General features: G+C 70.3%; 19 protein-coding genes. 14 read left to right on the top strand and 5 right to left on the bottom strand.

The features are described from left to right. Window positions 1–202: 202 nt before the first annotated feature. The 12 genes from BJ999_RS35280 to BJ999_RS35225 all read left to right on the top strand — a co-directional run bounded on the left by BJ999_RS35280 (window position 203) and on the right by BJ999_RS35225 (window position 10,199). The gene (locus BJ999_RS35280; RefSeq protein WP_179837271.1) at window positions 203–619 is read left to right on the top strand and encodes a Cg1360 family ATP-synthase-associated protein; all 417 of its coding nucleotides are present in this window, start codon (window positions 203–205) and stop codon (window positions 617–619) included. Window positions 620–706: 87 nt separating this feature from the next. Then, entirely contained in the window at window positions 707–931 is a 225-nt protein-coding gene (locus tag BJ999_RS35275; RefSeq protein WP_179837270.1) for an AtpZ/AtpI family protein, read from the top strand. A gap of 61 nt (window positions 932–992) precedes the next feature. Next, window positions 993–1,784, top strand: coding sequence for a F0F1 ATP synthase subunit A (gene atpB / locus BJ999_RS35270; RefSeq protein ID WP_179837269.1), 792 nt, complete (start codon window positions 993–995; stop codon window positions 1,782–1,784). 103 nt (window positions 1,785–1,887) lie between these two features. Further along, the gene (gene atpE / locus BJ999_RS35265; RefSeq protein WP_089310093.1) at window positions 1,888–2,121 is read left to right on the top strand and encodes an ATP synthase F0 subunit C; all 234 of its coding nucleotides are present in this window, start codon (window positions 1,888–1,890) and stop codon (window positions 2,119–2,121) included. A 32-nt stretch (window positions 2,122–2,153) separates the two neighbouring features. Next, a complete protein-coding gene (locus tag BJ999_RS35260; RefSeq protein ID WP_179837268.1) occupies window positions 2,154–2,711 on the top strand; it encodes a F0F1 ATP synthase subunit B in 558 nt (185 codons plus the stop codon). Next, window positions 2,708–3,529, top strand: a complete 822-nt coding sequence (locus tag BJ999_RS35255) for a F0F1 ATP synthase subunit delta (RefSeq protein WP_179837267.1) — start codon at window positions 2,708–2,710, stop codon at window positions 3,527–3,529. The genes BJ999_RS35260 and BJ999_RS35255 overlap by 4 nt, the downstream gene beginning before the upstream one ends. A gap of 41 nt (window positions 3,530–3,570) precedes the next feature. Next, window positions 3,571–5,205 carry a F0F1 ATP synthase subunit alpha gene (gene atpA, locus BJ999_RS35250; RefSeq protein WP_179837266.1) on the top strand — a complete coding sequence of 545 codons (1,635 nt, stop codon included), beginning with the start codon at window positions 3,571–3,573 and terminating at the stop codon, window positions 5,203–5,205. 5 nt (window positions 5,206–5,210) lie between these two features. Further along, a complete protein-coding gene (locus BJ999_RS35245; protein WP_179837265.1) occupies window positions 5,211–6,107 on the top strand; it encodes a F0F1 ATP synthase subunit gamma in 897 nt (298 codons plus the stop codon). 7 nt (window positions 6,108–6,114) lie between these two features. Then, complete coding sequence (gene atpD / locus BJ999_RS35240) at window positions 6,115–7,545, top strand: F0F1 ATP synthase subunit beta (protein WP_179837264.1); 1,431 nt, start codon at window positions 6,115–6,117, stop codon at window positions 7,543–7,545. Window positions 7,546–7,623: 78 nt separating this feature from the next. Further along, window positions 7,624–8,010, top strand: coding sequence for a F0F1 ATP synthase subunit epsilon (locus BJ999_RS35235; protein ID WP_179837263.1), 387 nt, complete (start codon window positions 7,624–7,626; stop codon window positions 8,008–8,010). A 22-nt stretch (window positions 8,011–8,032) separates the two neighbouring features. After that, a complete protein-coding gene (locus BJ999_RS35230) occupies window positions 8,033–8,497 on the top strand; it encodes a DUF2550 domain-containing protein (protein ID WP_179837262.1) in 465 nt (154 codons plus the stop codon). Window positions 8,498–8,660: 163 nt separating this feature from the next. Continuing rightward, window positions 8,661–10,199, top strand: a complete 1,539-nt coding sequence (locus BJ999_RS35225) for a M28 family peptidase (RefSeq protein WP_229810012.1) — start codon at window positions 8,661–8,663, stop codon at window positions 10,197–10,199. Between the two features lie 25 nt (window positions 10,200–10,224). Here BJ999_RS35225 and BJ999_RS42615 read toward each other — a convergent pair whose 3' ends face one another. The 3 genes from BJ999_RS42615 to BJ999_RS35210 all read right to left on the bottom strand — a co-directional run bounded on the left by BJ999_RS42615 (window position 10,225) and on the right by BJ999_RS35210 (window position 12,536). Further along, entirely contained in the window at window positions 10,225–10,791 is a 567-nt protein-coding gene (locus BJ999_RS42615; protein ID WP_179837260.1) for a DUF4913 domain-containing protein, read from the bottom strand. An 84-nt stretch (window positions 10,792–10,875) separates the two neighbouring features. Continuing rightward, a complete protein-coding gene (locus tag BJ999_RS35215) occupies window positions 10,876–11,802 on the bottom strand; it encodes a DUF4097 family beta strand repeat-containing protein (protein ID WP_179837259.1) in 927 nt (308 codons plus the stop codon). Between the two features lie 119 nt (window positions 11,803–11,921). Then, entirely contained in the window at window positions 11,922–12,536 is a 615-nt protein-coding gene (locus BJ999_RS35210; RefSeq protein ID WP_179837258.1) for a cob(I)yrinic acid a,c-diamide adenosyltransferase, read from the bottom strand. Window positions 12,537–12,607: 71 nt separating this feature from the next. On the opposite strand from BJ999_RS35210, the gene BJ999_RS43825 reads away from it, so the two are divergent. Continuing rightward, window positions 12,608–14,200, top strand: a complete 1,593-nt coding sequence (locus BJ999_RS43825) for a GMC family oxidoreductase (protein ID WP_179837257.1) — start codon at window positions 12,608–12,610, stop codon at window positions 14,198–14,200. Window positions 14,201–14,541: 341 nt separating this feature from the next. On the opposite strand, the gene BJ999_RS35200 is transcribed toward BJ999_RS43825, so the two are convergent. Both BJ999_RS35200 and BJ999_RS35195 read right to left on the bottom strand, forming a co-directional pair. Then, window positions 14,542–14,892, bottom strand: coding sequence for a VOC family protein (locus tag BJ999_RS35200; RefSeq protein ID WP_179837256.1), 351 nt, complete (start codon window positions 14,890–14,892; stop codon window positions 14,542–14,544). A 58-nt stretch (window positions 14,893–14,950) separates the two neighbouring features. Beyond that, a complete protein-coding gene (locus BJ999_RS35195) occupies window positions 14,951–15,880 on the bottom strand; it encodes an SDR family NAD(P)-dependent oxidoreductase (protein WP_218935385.1) in 930 nt (309 codons plus the stop codon). Window positions 15,881–15,990: 110 nt separating this feature from the next. Here BJ999_RS35195 and BJ999_RS35190 point away from each other — a divergent pair, with 110 nt between their 5' ends. After that, window positions 15,991–16,647 (top strand): winged helix-turn-helix transcriptional regulator, encoded by a 657-nt coding sequence (locus BJ999_RS35190; protein WP_179837255.1) that lies wholly within the window; start codon window positions 15,991–15,993, stop codon window positions 16,645–16,647. Window positions 16,648–16,714: the final 67 nt, after the last annotated feature.

The raw sequence follows: 16,714 nt of genomic DNA, 5'->3' as shown, positions 1-16,714 counted from the left end.
ATCGGGCACGTCCGGTTCGCGCGCCTCGAACGTGCGTGGGCACGGGGCAGGCTCGGCTACAGTCCCTCGTGCGGGTGTCGCGCGCGGTAGCGTCGCGCGCGCCGGATCGCATTACCTCTAGGGTAATTGTGGACATTCCGGACGCTTGTGATACCTTTCACGAACAACAGACGACCACTGAACGTGACCAGCCGGAGCCCTCATGCATACCTCCGACGCCCGGATGCTCCGCGGCGCCGCGATCCCGACGTCGGTCGTCGGGGTGGGCGCCGTGGTGATCGGCCTGCTGGCCGCCGGCGCCAAGGGCGCCCTGGCGGCGGCGCTGGCCTCCGTCGTGGTGATCGCCTTCTTCTCGCTCAGCGCGGTGGTGGTCTCCTGGGCCGCCAAGTACTCGGCGCAGACCATGATGCTCGGCGCCCTCGCCAGCTACGCGGTGAAGATCCTCGCGGTGATGGTGCTGGTCACGGTCATCGACGGTGTCTCGATCTTCAACACCCAGGTCTTCGGCTGGACGGTCATCGGGCTCGCGCTGATCTGGATCGCGGCCGAGTTCCGAGTCGTCCTCCAGCGGAGGCCCTACATTGACGACCCCGAGAACGTCCTGGACCGGAGTCCGTGATGATGCGCTCGCGGACGGTGTCCTCCCCCATGACGGACTACTCCAATATGACCACCGCAGGCATGGCCTGCTATCGTCCGGAGCGCGATGAGCGAGCAGAAACGCCGGCCGGAGGACGGCCAGCGGGAATTCGCCGACGCCGCCTGGTCCGCGCCCAGCTATCTCCTTTCCGGGATGCTCATCTGGGGCGGTCTCGGGTGGCTGCTGTCCAAGTGGACGCACCAGACCTGGCTGGTCCCGATCGGCCTGGTCATCGGCATCGTGCTCGCCGTCTACCTGGTCTACGTGAAGTTCGGTCGCGACTCCTCCTGAGCGGCCCCGCCGCCGAGGAAGCCTCCGTGAAACATCACCACATTGATGAAGGGAACGCCGCGTGAACGCGCTGACGGTCCTCGCCTCCGGCGGAGATGAGTTCCAGGCCCCCGGCCCAGAGCTGTTCGACTTCCCGCCCCTGTTCGCCGGCGGCCCCGCTTGGCTGACCAAGCCCGTCGTCTTCGCGGTCGTCGGGTCGCTGGTGGTCTGCGTCTTCTTCTGGAGCGCCTTCGCCAAGCCGAAGCTCGTGCCGCGGGGCGTGCAGAACCTCGGCGAGGTCGGCTACATGTTCGTGCGGGACGAGATCGCCCGCCCGTTCCTCGGCAAGAACACCGACCGGTGGATGCCGATGCTCATGTCGATGTTCTTCCTGATCTGGATCTGGAACATCTTCGCGGTCGTCCCGATCATCCAGTTCCCGATCGCCTCGCACATCGCGTTCCCGATCGTCCTGGCGCTCTTCGTCTACATCGTCAAGATCTACCTCGGTCTGCGGCACCAGGGGATCCGGTACTTCACGAACATGATCCCCGGCGGCCTGCCGCTGCCCGTCTACTTCCTGCTGGTGCCGATCGAGTACCTCTCGACCTTCGTCCTGGCCCCGTTCACCCACGCGGTCCGGCTCTTCGCCAACATGTTCGCGGGCCACACGATCCTGGCGTTCTTCAGCCTGGTCGGCTTCTGGTTCCTGTTCGAGAAGCCCACGGTCGCCGGATTCGGCGTCGGCATCATCGGCGTGATCGTCACCATCGCCATGACGGCGCTGGAGCTGCTGATCCAGTTCCTGCAGGCGTTCCTGTTCACCATGCTGGCCGCGATGTACATCCAGAGCGGCCTGGAAGCCGACCACTAAGACCGCGGGGCACGCGACGCCCCCGGCTCCGCGGACCCCATCGGACAACCTCGTAAGCCCAGACCGGCGGAGCTTCCGTCGGCCGACAGAAAAGGGAAAGAACATGGGAGACCTCGCTGCCCTCAGCGGTAACGTCACCTCGATCGGTTACGGCCTCGCGGCGATCGGCCCGGGCATCGGCGTCGGCATCATCTTCGGCCAGGGCGTGAACGCCATCGCCCGCCAGCCCGAGCTGACCGGTGTCATCCGCACCAACATGCTGCTGGGCTTCGTCCTTACCGAGGCGCTCGCCCTGATCGGCCTGGTCGCGCCGTTCATCTTCCAGGGCATCAAGTAGTAGCCGTCCGAACCTGAGGAAGGGCTGCAGACATGATCACAGCAGCTTCCGTCCTGGCGGCGGAGGAGAACAACCCTCTCATTCCGCACCCGTTCGAGCTGGTCGTCGGCATCTTCTCGTTCCTGGTCGTCCTGATCATCCTCGGCAAGATCCTCACGCCGCGCATCCAGAAGACGCTGGAGGAGCGGACCGAGGCGATCGAGGGCGGTCTCGTACGGGCCGAGCAGGCGCAACAGGAGGCCCAGCAGGTCCTTGAGCAGTACAAGGCCCAGCAGAAGGCGGCCGCGGTCGAGGCGTCGAACGAGCGGCGCAAGGCCGAGGAGCAGGGCGCGCAGATCATCGCCCAGGCCAAGGAGCAGGCCCAGGTCGAGGCGCGCCGCATCGTCGAGAACGCCAAGGCGCAGATCGAGGCCGAGCGGCAGCAGGCGCTGCAGTCGCTGCGCGCCGAGATCGGGGCCCTGTCGGTCGAGCTGGCCGGACGGGTCGTGGGCGAGTCCCTCGAGGACAGCGCGCGGCAGAGCCGGGTCGTCGACCGGTTCCTCGAGGAGCTCGAGGAACGCGCTCGCACCCAGGAGCAGATCACATCATGACCATCACGGGAGCGGTGAGCAGGGCGTCGCTGGCCGAGGCCAGGGAACGGCTGGAGGCCGCGATCTCCTCCGCCGACCTGGCGCGGCTCGGCGGCGACCTGTTCGCGGTGCTGCACCTGATCGACCGCGAGCACGGCCTGCGGCGGGCGGTCTCCGACCCGGCGCGCGACGGTGCCGAGAAGGCGCAGCTCGTCCAGATCCTGCTGGAGGGCAAGGTGTCGCCGGCCGCTCTCGGGCTGGTCGCCGACGTCGTCCGGCTGCGCTGGTCCAGGCCGTCGGAGCTGTCGGACGCGGTGGAGATCCTCGCGGTCACCGCCGAGTCCGCCCGCGCCGAGGCCGACGGCCGGATCGACGACTTGGAGGACGAGCTGTTCCGGTTCTCCAGGGTCGTCGAGGGGGAGCCGGATCTGCGCGGCGCCCTGGCCAACCCCGGCCTGCCGGACGAGCGCAAGCTCGGCCTGGTCAACGCGCTGGTGGAGGGCAAGGTCACCGACGCGACGCTGACGCTCGTCACCGAACTGGTGCTGCGGCCGCGAGGACGTAGCCTGGAAAGCGGGCTCGCCGACTACGGCAAGCTCGTCGCCCAGCGACGGCAGCGGCTGGTCGCCCTGGTCCGCACGCCGGCGCCGCTTTCGGCGGAGCAGCGGACGCGGCTCGCCGCGGTGCTGGCCGCCGCCTACGGCCACGAAGTACATCTGAACATCGAGATCGACCCCACCTCGATCGGCGGCCTGTCGGTCCAGATCGGGGACGAGATCATCGACGGCACGATCGCCGGACGGCTGGACGACGTCCGCCGGCGGCTCGGCACCGGCTGACCCGCCGGCTAGCTGACCCCATAGGGAGCAAGAGAGGAATCATGGCGGAGCTGACGATCCGTCCGGACGAGATCCGGAACGCGCTGGAGCGCTTCGTCCAGTCGTACGAGCCCGAGGCCGCCGCGCGCGATGAGGTCGGCACCGTCGTCGATTCGGGCGACGGTATCGCCCACGTCGAGGGCCTGCCCTCCGCGATGGCGAACGAACTCCTTGAGTTCGAGGACGGTACCCGTGGCCTGGCTCTGAACCTGGACGTACGTGAGATCGGCGCCGTTGTCCTGGGTGACTTCAGCAAGATCGAAGAGGGCCAGAAGGTCCGCCGGACCGGCGAGGTCCTCTCGGTCCCCGTCGGCGACGGCTTCCTGGGCCGCGTCGTGGACGCGCTGGGCAACCCACTGGACGGCCAAGGGCCGATCGAGACGACCGAGCGCCGCGCGCTCGAACTGCAGGCCCCCACGGTCGTGCAGCGGCAGTCGGTGAGCGAGCCGCTGCAGACCGGCATCAAGGCCATCGACGCGATGACGCCGATCGGCCGCGGCCAGCGGCAGCTGATCATCGGTGACCGGCAGACCGGCAAGACGACGGTCGCCGTGGACACCATCATCAACCAGAAGGAGAACTGGGAGTCCGGCGACGAGAAGAAGCAGGTCCGCTGCATCTACGTCGCGATCGGCCAGAAGGGCTCCACGATCGCCAACGTGCGCCGCTCCCTGGAGGAGGCCGGCGCGCTGGAGTACACCACGATCGTGGCGGCTCCCGCCTCCGAGCCGGCGGGCTACAAGTACATCGCCCCCTACACCGGGTCCGCGATCGGGCAGCACTGGATGTACCAGGGCAAGCACGTCCTGATCATCTTTGACGACCTGTCGAAGCAGGCCGAGGCCTACCGCGCGGTGTCGCTGCTGCTGCGCCGCCCGCCGGGCCGCGAGGCCTACCCCGGTGACGTCTTCTACCTGCACTCCCGGCTGCTGGAGCGCTGCGCGAAGCTGTCGGACGACATGGGCGGCGGCTCGATGACGGGCCTGCCGATCATCGAGACCAAGGGCAGCGACGTGTCGGCCTACATTCCGACGAACGTCATCTCGATCACCGACGGGCAGTGCTTCCTGGAGACCGACCTGTTCAACCAGGGCGTCCGGCCGGCGATCAACGTCGGCATCTCGGTCTCCCGGGTCGGCGGCGATGCGCAGATCAAGGTGATGAAGACCGTCGCCGGCACGCTGCGCCTGGCGCTGTCGCAGTACCGCGACCTGGAGGCGTTCGCCGCGTTCGCGTCCGACCTGGACGCCGCGTCGCGTGCGCAGCTGGACCGCGGCGCCCGGCTGGTCGAGCTGCTCAAGCAGCCCCAGGGCAGCCCGTTCCCGGTCGAGCAGGAGGTCGTGTCCGTGTGGGCCGGCACCTCCGGCGGGCTGGACGACGTCCCGGTGGCCGACATCCGCCGCTTCGAGCGCGAGTTCCTCGACTACGTCGAGCGCGAGGAGAGCGGCGTGCTGACCTCCATCCGCGAGACCGGCAAGCTGTCCGACGACGGCTTCACCAGCCTCAAGAACGCCATCACGGAGTTCAAGAAGGGCTTCCAGACCAGCGAGGGAGAGCTGCTCGCCGAGGAGCCCGTCGAGGCGATCGAGGACGAGGACGTCAAGCAGGAGACGATCACCCGCGTCAAGAAGGGCTGACGGCCATGGCCGCACAGCTTCGCCAACTCCGGCAGAAGATCAAGACGGTCAAGTCGACCGCCAAGATCACTCGTGCCCAGGAGATGATCGCCACGTCGCGGATCGTCAAGGCCCAGCAGGCGGTGGCGGCCTCCAAGCCGTACGCCGACCAGATCACGCAGGCCCTGACCGCGCTGGTGAGCCACCACGTCGGGATCGACCATCCGCTGCTGGAGGAGCAGCCGGCCGACAACCGCAGCGCCGTGCTGATCATCACGAGCGACCGCGGGTTCTGCGGCGCCTACAACGCCAACGTCATCCGCGAGGCGGAGTCGCTGATCAAGGCGCTGCGGGACGAGGGCCGCGAGCCGGTCCCCTACGTCGTCGGCAACAAGGGCATCACCTGGTACCGGTTCCGGGACCGGGACGTCGCCGAGTCCTGGAACGGGTTCAGCGACCGTCCCGTCTTCGGCAACGCCGAGCGGATCGGGCGGCGGCTGGCCGAGGACTTCCTCAAGACCGACGCCGAGGGCGGGGTCGGGGAGATCCACGTGGTCTACACCGAGTTCGTCTCGATGCTGACCCAGACCGTCCGGGTCACCCGGCTGATGCCGCTGGAGATCGAGGAGGCCGAGTCCTCCAAGGTCCCGCCGGCGTACGAGTTCGAGCCGTCCGCCCAGGCCGCGCTCGACCTGCTCCTGCCGAACTACATCGAGAGCCGCATCTTCCACATGCTGCTTCAGTCGGCGGCGTCCTTCCAGGCGTCGGTCCGGCGGGCCATGAAGTCGGCGACCGACAATGCCAACGAACTGATCGGGGTCTACACGCGCCAGATGAACCAGGCGCGGCAGGCGGCGATCACCCAGGAAATCAGCGAGATCGTCGGTGGCGCTGACGCGCTCGCCGATTCTGGCGGGGAGTGAGAAGGGTATGACTGCTCAGGTAGAGACGGCGACCGCGACCGGGCGCGTCGCCCGTGTCATCGGCCCGGTCGTCGACGTGGAGTTCCCCGCCGACGCCATCCCGGAGATCTACAACGCCCTCAACGCGCAGGTCACCCTGGGCGGCGAGGCGAAGACCCTGACGTTCGAGGTCGCCCAGCACCTCGGCGACAACATGGTCAGGGCGATCTCGATGCAGCCGACGGACGGCCTCGTCCGCGGCGCTCCGGTGACGGACTCGGGCCGTTCGATCGCGGTGCCGGTCGGCGACATCACCAAGGGCCACGTGTGGAACGCCCTCGGCGAGGCGCTGGACGTCCCCACCGCCTCGCTGGAGGTCAACGAGCGCTGGGGCATCCACCGCGGTGCTCCGCCGTTCGACCAGCTGGAGTCCAAGACCGAGATGCTGGAGACCGGCATCAAGGTCATCGACCTGCTGTGCCCGTACGTCAAGGGCGGCAAGATCGGCCTGTTCGGCGGCGCGGGTGTGGGCAAGACCGTCCTCATCCAGGAGATGATCCGCCGCGTCGCCCGCAACTTCGGTGGCACCTCGGTGTTCGCCGGAGTGGGCGAGCGCACCCGTGAGGGCAACGACCTCTGGGTGGAGATGGACGAGGCGGACGTCCTCAAGGACACCGCGATGGTGTTCGGCCAGATGGACGAGCCGCCGGGCACCCGGCTGCGGGTGGCGCTGTCCGCGCTGACGATGGCGGAGTACTTCCGCGACGTGCAGAACCAGGACGTGCTGCTGTTCATCGACAACATCTTCCGGTTCACGCAGGCCGGTTCGGAGGTGTCCACGCTGCTCGGGCGCATGCCGTCCGCGGTGGGGTACCAGCCGACGCTGGCCGACGAGATGGGCGTGCTCCAGGAGCGGATCACCTCGACGCGCGGTAACTCGATCACCTCGATGCAGGCGATCTACGTGCCCGCCGACGACATCACCGACCCGGCGCCGCACACCACGTTCGCGCACCTGGACGCCACCACGACGCTGTCGCGAGGCATCTCCGAGAAGGGCATCTTCCCGGCGGTCGACCCGCTCGACTCCACCTCGCGGATCATGGACCCGCAGATCCTGGGGAACGAGCACTACGAGGTCGCCCAGGAAGTGATCCGGATCCTGCAGAAGTACAAGGAGCTGCAGGACATCATCGCGATCCTCGGCATCGACGAGCTCTCCGAGGAGGACAAGGTCACCGTCCAGCGGGCGCGGCGCATCGAGCGCTTCCTGTCGCACCCGATGTACGTGGCCGAGCAGTTCACCGGCCAGCCCGGTGAGACGGTGCCGAAGGACGAGACGATCTCCTCGTTCAAGGCGATCGCGGAGGGCAAGTACGACCATCTCCCCGAGCAGGCGTTCTTCATGTGCGGCGGCATCGAGGATGTCGAGAAGAAGGCCAAGGAGCTGGAGAAGTAGTCCGCTCCGGCGGGCCACGCCCGGGCCTCGCGCCCGGGGCGGCCCGCCGGATCCGCTCCAGTAGTCGGAGGGAATGACGTGGCAACCCTGAAGGTCGGGCTGGTCTCGCCGGAGCGCGAGGTCTGGTCCGGCGAGGCCAAGATGGTGGTCGCGCAGACCATTGAGGGCTCGCTCGGTATCCTGCCGGGGCACGCCCCGGTGCTGGGCGTCCTCCTCGACGGCAGCGTGGTGAAGATCGAGCCCGCGGACGGCGGCGCGCCGGTCCTGGCGGCGGTCGGCAGCGGGTTCTTCTCCGTCGCCGCCGACGAGGTCTCGGTGCTGGCCGAGCAGGTCGAGCGGGACGAAGAGATCGACGTCGACGACGCCAAGCGGGCGCTGGACGAGGCCCTGTCCGCCGAGGCCGAGGACGCGACGCCGGAGCGGCGCGCCAGGGCGCGGCTGCGCGCGGCGGGCGTCGAGGTCTAGGTTCGGGCGGACGGCGGGGGATTTGGGCGAGCACCTGGCACTGGACGTCGGCGGGGTGCTCGCCGCGCTCGTTCTGGCGGCGGCGCTGCTGTTCGTCTCCATGGCGGTGCGCCGCTGGCTGTTCACGCGCGGCGGCGGCACCGTGGAGTGCAGCCTGCGCGAACTGCCCCGGGAGGGCGGAGCCCCCGGAGTGTGGAGGCTCGGCATCGGCCGCTACAAGGGCGATGTCCTGCACTGGCACCGCGTGTTCGGTTTCCGCAGACGGCCCCGGCAGGTCATCCACCGCCGGGGCCTCGTCGTGTCCAACCGGCGCGTCCCGGATCCGGACGAGGCCGAGGGCCTGCTGCCGGACGTGAGCGTCATCGAGGTCAGGAACGGCGACCTGGCGGTGGAGCTGGCGATGGGCGCGGCGGCCCTGACCGGGTTCCTGGCGTGGCTGGAGGCGGCCCCGCCCGGCTTCCCGGTGGACCTGCACTCCCCGGAATGAGGGTGTGGCCGGCGGGCCGGAATGAGGCCCGGCCGGGAATGAGCTGGTAAGAGCCCGGTATCGAAACGGCCTTACCGTGCCGCGGCTGCTTGAGGCGGGCGGGGCGCGGGGTGAGGATCGCGCTGGTCCGCTCCCTACTCCGCCCGCTGGAGTGCACGTGCGCATGCTCCTCACCGGCCGCAGGCTGTTCGTCGCCCGCAGGCTCCTCTTCGGCACGGCCGTCGCGCTGCCCGCGCTGTTCCTGCCCGCCGCCCTGCCGCCGGCCGGGGCCGCGCGGGCGCGGCCCGATCTCGCGGCGCTGGTCACGTTGAAGGACGTCGAGCCGCACCTGTCCGCGTTCCAGGAGATCGCCGACTACAACGGCGGGAACCGCGCGGCGGGGAGGGCCGGCTACGACGTGTCCGTGCGGTACGTCACCGGACGGTTGAAGAAGGCCGGGTTCTCGCCGAAGGTGCTGAAGTTCACCTACCCGTACTGGCAGGAGCGGTCGCAGGCGAAGCTCGCGCGGACGACGCCGTCCAAGGCGTCCTACAAGCGGGAGGCCGACTTCCTCACGCTCGCCTACTCCGGTTCCGGCGATGTGACGGCGCCGGCGGCGCCGGTGGACGTCCCCGCCAAGGGCGAGGGGACGAGCGGCTGCGAGGCCGCCGACTTCAAGGGATTCGCGAAGGGCTCGATCGCGCTCGTCCAGCGGGGCACCTGCACGTTCGCGGCCAAGGCCGCCAGGGCGCGGGCGGCCGGCGCCTCCGCCGTGGTGATCTTCAACAAGCCGGGGGAGAAGGGGCCGGTGAACGGGACGCTGTCCAGGCCGGCCGCGATCCCGGTCGTCGGCCCGACGCACGCGGTGGGCGCCGCACTGGTGAAGGCCGCGCGCAAGGGCGGCCTGAAGCTGCGGGTGAGGACCGACGCCGTGCACGGCAGACGGACGTCGTCCAACGTCATCGCCGACACCCGGCAGGGGCGGGCCGACAACGTCGTGGTCGTCGGCGCGCATCTGGACAGCGTCCCGGCGGGCCCGGGGATCAACGACAACGGCACCGGCGCCGCCACCCTGCTCGCCATCGCCGCCAAGATCAAGGAACTCGGCCGGGACGGCCTGCGCAACCGGGTGCGCTTCGCCTGGTGGGGAGCCGAGGAGGAGGGGATGCAGGGGTCGGAGCAGTACCTGCGATCGCTGCCCGCGGCCCAGCGGGAGCGGATCGCGCTGAACCTGAACCTCGACATGCTCGGTTCGCCGAACGGCACCCGGGGCGTCTACGACGGCGACCACTCGACCGGCGCGGGCACGCGGGCGCCCGCCGGGTCGGGGGCGATCGAGCGGATGTTCCGGCAGTACTTCCAGGGCCGCCGTCTGCCGGTCACCGCGAGCGAGTTCAACGGGCGCTCCGACTACGGGCCGTTCGTCGAGCGGGGCATCCCGGCGGGCGGGATGGACACCGGGGCCGAGGGAGTGAAGACGGCCGCCGAGGCCAAGGCGTTCGGCGGCAGGGCGGGCAAGGCGTACGACCCGTGCTACCACGCGAGGTGCGACCGCCTGAAGAACGTCAACCTCAAGCTGCTCGACAGCAACGCCGACGGTGTCGCGCACGTCCTGCAGCACCTGGCCCGGACGACGGTCGCGGTGAACGGCGGCGCCCGGGTCGGCCCGGTCCGGGACCGGTCCTACGCCCCGCTGTGGCAGGGCTCGTACCTGCTGCGCTAGCCGCGCGGGTTCGGCCGGCTCGGCGTCACGCGGGAGGGAACCCGAAGTCTTCGACCGGGGTGGAGGGGCCCGCGTTGTGGGCGGGCCGCTCGGGATCGAGCATGCACCCCGCGAAGGGGCCGTCGGGGGCGCGGAGGCGGGCGAGCGCGGGGTCGAGATGGTCGCGGTGCCAGATGCTGGGACCGGTGTGCCCGCAGGACGGTGAGTCGGTGAGCCCCTGCCAGGCCATCCAGAGAGCGTGGAGGCGAGCGAGCGCCTCGGGATGTTCCCACCAGCGTGAGCACCACGGTCGGAGCGGGCTCACCTGGTTGACGTAGACGGGGACCAGGAGCACGTTGACCCACGTCGCCATGGTCTCGAGTTCCAGGGTGTGCTCTGGGCCGTCCAGGTACAGCAGGAAGGTCGGTATCAGCGGACGTTCGTCATCCGGCCGGCCGGCGGTCTCCTCGGCGTCGATGGAAGCGGGCGAACCGAGCCGATCGCGAAGGCCCTTGATGACCTCTGCGTGCCTGGCGAGACCATGGCCGTGGATCTCGACGACCGCACGCAGGTCGGCGAGATCTTCGGCGAGGCCGTCGGGTGAGTCGGTCATGGTGTGTCTCCATCGTGCTACTGGCTGCGAGCACCATGGATGACCGTCCGGAGACCTCGGGGCAGGTCAAGTCCGGCGTGACCGCTAGTGCGGCGCCACGGTGATCCCGCCGTCGTGGGTGCGGAGATCGATGTGCCGCGCGGACCGCGAGTCCTGGTGGACGGCCGGGTCGATCCGCTTGCCGCCCTCGGCGGACATGGTGATGGCGTAGCTCTCCCCGGTCGGGAGGCGCAGCCGGATCGAGCCGGTGCCGGCGAGGGCCCGGACGTTCGCGGGCGGCGAGTCCAGCCGCATCGTGATGCCGCCGTCGTCGGTCCGGACGGTGATCCGGTCGGCGGCCAGCCCGTCCAGGGTGATCGAGCCGCTGCCGGTGCCGAGGTCGGCGACGGCGACCCGCCCGCTCACCTCGACGCGGCCGTCGGACGCGCGGGCCTTCAGCCGGTCGGCGGTGAGGTTCTCCGCGGTGACGGCTCCGCTGCCGCTGCGCAGGTCGGCGGTGGCCGCGCGGCCCGTGACGTGCACCGAGCCGTCGTCGGCGCTGATCGACACCGTCGCCGCCCGCAGATCCGTCGCCCTGACCGAGCCGCTGCCGCTGCGCAGCCGCACCGTCCCGGCGAGGCCGGACGCCTCGATCGCCCCGTCCTGGCTGTCGATCTGCACCGCAGTGCTGCGCGGCACCTGGACGCGGTAGGAGACCCCGCACGTCGCGAAACCCATCACGTTCCTGCCGCACGAGGACGACAGCGCCAGGGTGGAGCCCTCGGAGACGTGCCGCGCCTTCGGCTTGTTCTTGTCGTTCGACCAGCGCAGCCGCTCGGTGATCCTGATGCCGGGGGAGTCGGACGCGGTGACCTCGACCCGGCCCCCGTGCGTTGTGATCTTCAGCCCGGCGGTGCCCGCGGGCGCGGCGTAGGAGCGGTCCTGCTGGTGCCGGCCGACGCCGACGTTGCCGCAGCCGGCCAGCGCCGCCGCCGTCACCGCCGCGGCGGCCGTGGCTGTCAGGGTCCTCACTGGTCTCTCCCCGTCGTCGGCGTGCGCCCGTCCAGGTCAAGCCTGCTCCAGGCGTGGCGGCGCCGCCAGGAGGGGAGCCGGTCATCCGGGGGTGGGGTTAGCCCCACCCCCGCGGTGCCTCAGCGCTCCCCGCCGGGCTTCCAGAGGACGTCGCCGTGCTCGGCGTTGGCGACGCGGCAGAGGATGAACAGCAGGTCCGACAGCCGGTTGAGGTACGTGGCCGTCAGCAGGTTCACGCCGCCCTCGGGAGTGGCGCCGGAGTCGCCGTGGGCCTCGATCGCGGCCCAGGCGGACCGCTCGGCGCGGCGGGTCACCGTCCGCGCGACGTGCAGGAGCGCGGCGCCGGGCGTCCCGCCGGGCAGGATGAAGCTGCGCAGCGTCGGAAGGTCGGCGTTGTACTCGTCGCAGGCCTCCTCCAGCCGCTCGATGTAGGCCGGCTCGACGCGCAGCGGCGGGTACTGCGGGTCGGGGACGACGGGCGCGCACAGGTCGGCGCCCACGTCGAACAGGTCGTTCTGGATGCGGGTCAGCAGCGCTACCAGGGCCTCGGGCAGGGACCCGAGCGCGAGCGCGGTGCCGATCGCGGCGTTGGCCTCCTCCACGTCGGCGTACGCGGCGAGGCGCGGATCGGTCTTGGACGTGCGGGACGCGTCGCCCAGCGCGGTGGTGCCGTCGTCTCCCGTGCGGGTGTAGATCCGGGAGAGCACGACGGGATTGTCCCTGTTCTTGGCCATGGGGGCAGCCTAGCCCTGCCGCTGGCAGAAGCCCGTTCGGTAGGGTTTTCGGAAAGACCCCGGAGGCCGCCGTGTACGACTACATCATCGTGGGAGCGGGCAGCGCGGGCTGTGTCCTGGCCGCCCGACTGACCGAGGACCCCTCCGTGAAGGTCCTGCTGCTGGAGGCGGGCCCGCCCGACGACGCCCCCGAGATCCACATCCCGGCCGCCGTGGCCGCGTTGATCAAGGGACCGTTCGACTGGGACTACGCGACCGTCCCGCAGGAGCACGCGGCCGGACGCAGCGTGTACTGGCCGCGCGGGCGCACGCTCGGCGGCAGTTCGTCCACCAACGCGATGATCTACATCCGGGGGGCCCGGTACGACTACGACACCTGGCGCGACTCCTACGGATGCGACGGCTGGGGCTACGAGGACCTGCTGCCCTACTTCGTCCGCGCCGAGGACCAGCAGCGCGGTGAGCGTCCCTACCACGGCGTCGGCGGCCCGCTGCGCGTCGAGGACCTGCGCTACAAGCACACCCTCACCCGCGCGTGGGTGCAGTCGGCCAAGGCGTACGGCCTCGCCGCCAACCACGACTTCAACGGCGCCGACCAGGACGGCGTCGGCTTCTACCAGGTCACCCACAAGCGCGGCCGCCGCTGGTCGACCGCCGCCGGCTACCTGCACCCGATCGAGTACCGCCCGAACCTGACGGTCGTCACCGACGCCCTCGCCACCCGCGTCGTGATCGAGGACGGCCGCGCCACCGGCGTCCGCTACGAGGCGCGCGGCGAGACGATGTCGGCCCGCGCCGAGGCCGAGGTGATCCTTTCGGGCGGCGCGGTGAACAGCCCGCAGCTCCTCATGCTCTCGGGCGTCGGCCCCGCCGACCACCTGCGCTCCCTCGGCATCGACGTCCTGGTCGACTCCCCGGTGGGGCAGCGCCTCCAGGACCACCCGTTCGTGAACGTCATGTTCGCCACCCCCCGCACCAAGGCCCTCTGGGAACTGGCGAACGCCCGCTCCTTCGCCCTCTACCAGGCCCTGGCGCGCGGCCCCTACGCCTCGAACGTCGCCGAGGCCGGAGGGTTCGCCCGCACGGTGGAGGGCCTGCCCGCCCCCGACCTGCAGTACCACGTCCTGCCGAACCCGTTCGTCGACCAGGGGCTCACCGACTCGTCCGAGCGCCTCCTGTCGGTCATGGTCACCGCGGTGGCGATCGCGAGCCGCGGCACGCTCACCCTCCGCTCCGCCAGCCCCCACGCCAAGCCGCTGATCGACCCCGCCTACCTCGCCGAGAAGGCCGACCTGGACATCCTGGTCGCCGGCGTCCGGCAGGCCCGCGAGATCGCCTCCTCCGGGCCGCTGGCGTCCCTGATCGGCGGCGAGTGGGCCCCCGGTGAGCAGGTCGACTCCGACGAGGCCATCGCCGACTTCGTCCGCCGCGAGGCCGCGACGCTGTTCCATCCCACCAGCACCTGCGCGATGGGCGCGGACGGCTCCGTCTGCGACACCGAACTGCGCGTCCGCGGCGTCGAGGGCCTGCGCGTGGTGGACGCCTCGGTCATGCCGGCCGTGCCTCGGGGCAACACCAACGCCCCGACCATCGCGATCGCCGAACGCGCCGCCGACCTGATCCGGGGCCGCGCCCCCCTCGCGCCCGCGGGCGCCCCGAAATGAGGAACGCCCCCGTCGGAGACGACGGGGGCGTGGCCGCTGGGACGCAGGCTGCGGGGTTCACCGCTTGAGCGCCTTCGCGATACGGGCGCGACGGCTGTTCTTCCCCTCCGCCCGCAGCATCCGCACGCGGTCCTCGATGACGACCTTCATGAACTCCTGGCTGAACATTCGCTTCTCCTTGTTCCTGCCGGTCCCTCTTGGCCCGACATGTACAAGGTTCGCCCTAAGGCCCCACCCCCAACATCGGGACGACGCCTTATCTAGGCATGCCTAGGACGCCTTAGGCCCCCGCCGTCCCCGCCGGACGGACCTGAGCCGGGTACCGGTGAGGAGCGACATGCTCAGGCGTCCTTCTTCCACTCGATGATCTGGAGGTAGTTCCCGTCGGGGTCGGCGAACGTGCCGAACCTGCCCTTCGCCCGGTCCTCGACCGAGATCCACTCGGCGCCGGCCGCGTCCAGCCGGGCCTCCACGACGTCGAAGTCGTCGACGTGGAAGTTGAGGATCATGCGCCCTGGTTCGTCGTTGTGCGGTCGAACGTCGTCACGCCCGTCGATGACGAGCAGGAAGCCGCCCAGGTCGATCGCGCCCTCGCCGGTGGACTCCGGCGCCAGCGCCTTGATGTACCAGGCCCGCAGCTCGGCGGGACGGGTCGTGCCGAGCAGCATGCTGCCGGGCTTCAGCGTCGTCATGTCGAATCTCCTCATGGGTGGTGTACCTGCGGCTGCGTTCGCACCTCTGGACCGACACTCAGTCCACGAGTGCTCCGCCGGACAGATTGGCGATCGTTCCGGTCATGGCTCCGGCTCGATCTGACGCCAGGAACGCGGCCGTCTCTGCGATCTCGGAAAGTGTGGGCAGCCTTTTCAGGAGCGTCCCCTGCACCATCCCTCCGTCCTCCAGGAAGTCCTGGACCGACTGCCCCGCCGCTGCCGCGGATCGTTCGAAGAGGTCTTTGGTGTAGGAACCCGCTGCCGGCGCGTCGACGACGGCGTGCGGACGGATGCCGATGACCCGGATGTTGCCGGGGGCCAGCTCCGCGGCCAGAAGCCGCGAGAACGCCTCCTTGCCGGCCGAGCTCACGCCGTGCCCCAGAATGCCGCCCACGGCCAGTTTGGCGCCCGGCTCGGAGAGGGTCAGGATGACGCCGGGGCGCTCGCGGCCCATGTGCCGTGCCACGGCCTTGCTCGTGATGAACAGCGTCCGCAGGAAACCGTCGATCGGCCGCATGAACTCCTCCAGCGAGAGGTCCGCCAGCGAAGTCCCCTGGTCGTGCATGACGCTCACGGCGTTCAGGGCGATGTCGATGCCGCCGGCCGTCGCGGCGATCGCATCGGCGTGCTTCTCGACCGCCTGCAGGTCGAGAACGTCGACCTGTGCGGTCTCGACCATTCCGCCCGTGGCGGCGATGTCACGTGCCACGGCGTCGAGTTTCGCCTGCGTCCGCCCGGCGATGAAGACTCGCGCGCCTTCCCGGGCGAACACCCGTGCGACGGCGCCGCCGATGGCGCCCCCGCCTCCGTAGATCACGGCGTTCTTGTTCTCGAGCAGCAGTCCACTCATGTGTTCTCCAGCTGATCGGCATACGGGGCCGAAGCGACGCCCGCGTCGGCTGTTGAGGCGGTCGGCGCGGCGGCCTTGCCGCCGTCCCGCGGGCCGTCCTGAACCCGGGTCGGCCATGTGAGCCAACGGTAACCACAGTTGGCTGTTAAAAACAACCAGCTCTAGTTGTAAAAAACAACCAGGATGCATGGTAGTTTCGGGGCCACACAGGGACGAGGAGAGTGGCCGTGCCGACCAGCCGTAGCTATCGGGACTCGTGCGGGATCGCCCGGGCCCTCGACGTCGTCGGGGAGCGATGGGCCCTGCTGGTCGTCCGCGAGCTGCTCCTGGCGCCTCAGCGCTTCTCGGAGCTGCGGCACGCGCTGCCCAACGTCAGCTCGAACGTGCTGGCGGACCGGCTTCGAGAACTCGAACACAACGGGGTGATCCGCCGCGGGCCGGCACCGGCGGACGGCCCCCGGGTCTACGAGCTGTCCGAACGGGGACGGCGGCTGGAACCGATCCTGACGGCTCTGGGCGACTGGGGGATCGCCGTCCCGGAGCCCCCGGCGCCGTCCGCGCTCAGCGCCACCTCCGTGCTGATCTTCCTGCGCGGCGCCGCTCGCCCCGACCCCGCGGCGCCTCCGACGACGTGCCGTCTCGAGCTCGGCGGTCGGGTCTGGACGGTCCGCCTGGCGGCCGGACGGGCTGAGGTCCGGCCCGGCGAACCCGCAAGGGCGGACGTCTCGCTCCGTACCGAGCCCAAGACGCTCAGCGCCCTGCTGAACGATCCGGGCGCGCTCGCGACCGCATGCGCCGACGGCAGCGTCGCCGTCGTGGGAGATCACGCGGCCGTCGACCGGCTGCTCCACGCGGTCACCGACCCGTGGTCGCCCGGCGATTAGACGAGCCCTTCCAGGGAGCGCCAGGCGGAGCGGCCGGTCGCGAACCCGTCCGAAAGGTGTGGACAGG

Source organism: Actinomadura citrea, from assembly GCF_013409045.1.
In the GTDB taxonomy this organism is placed as follows: domain Bacteria; phylum Actinomycetota; class Actinomycetes; order Streptosporangiales; family Streptosporangiaceae; genus Spirillospora; species Spirillospora citrea.
This window is presented reverse-complemented; position numbering and strand designations above follow the sequence as displayed.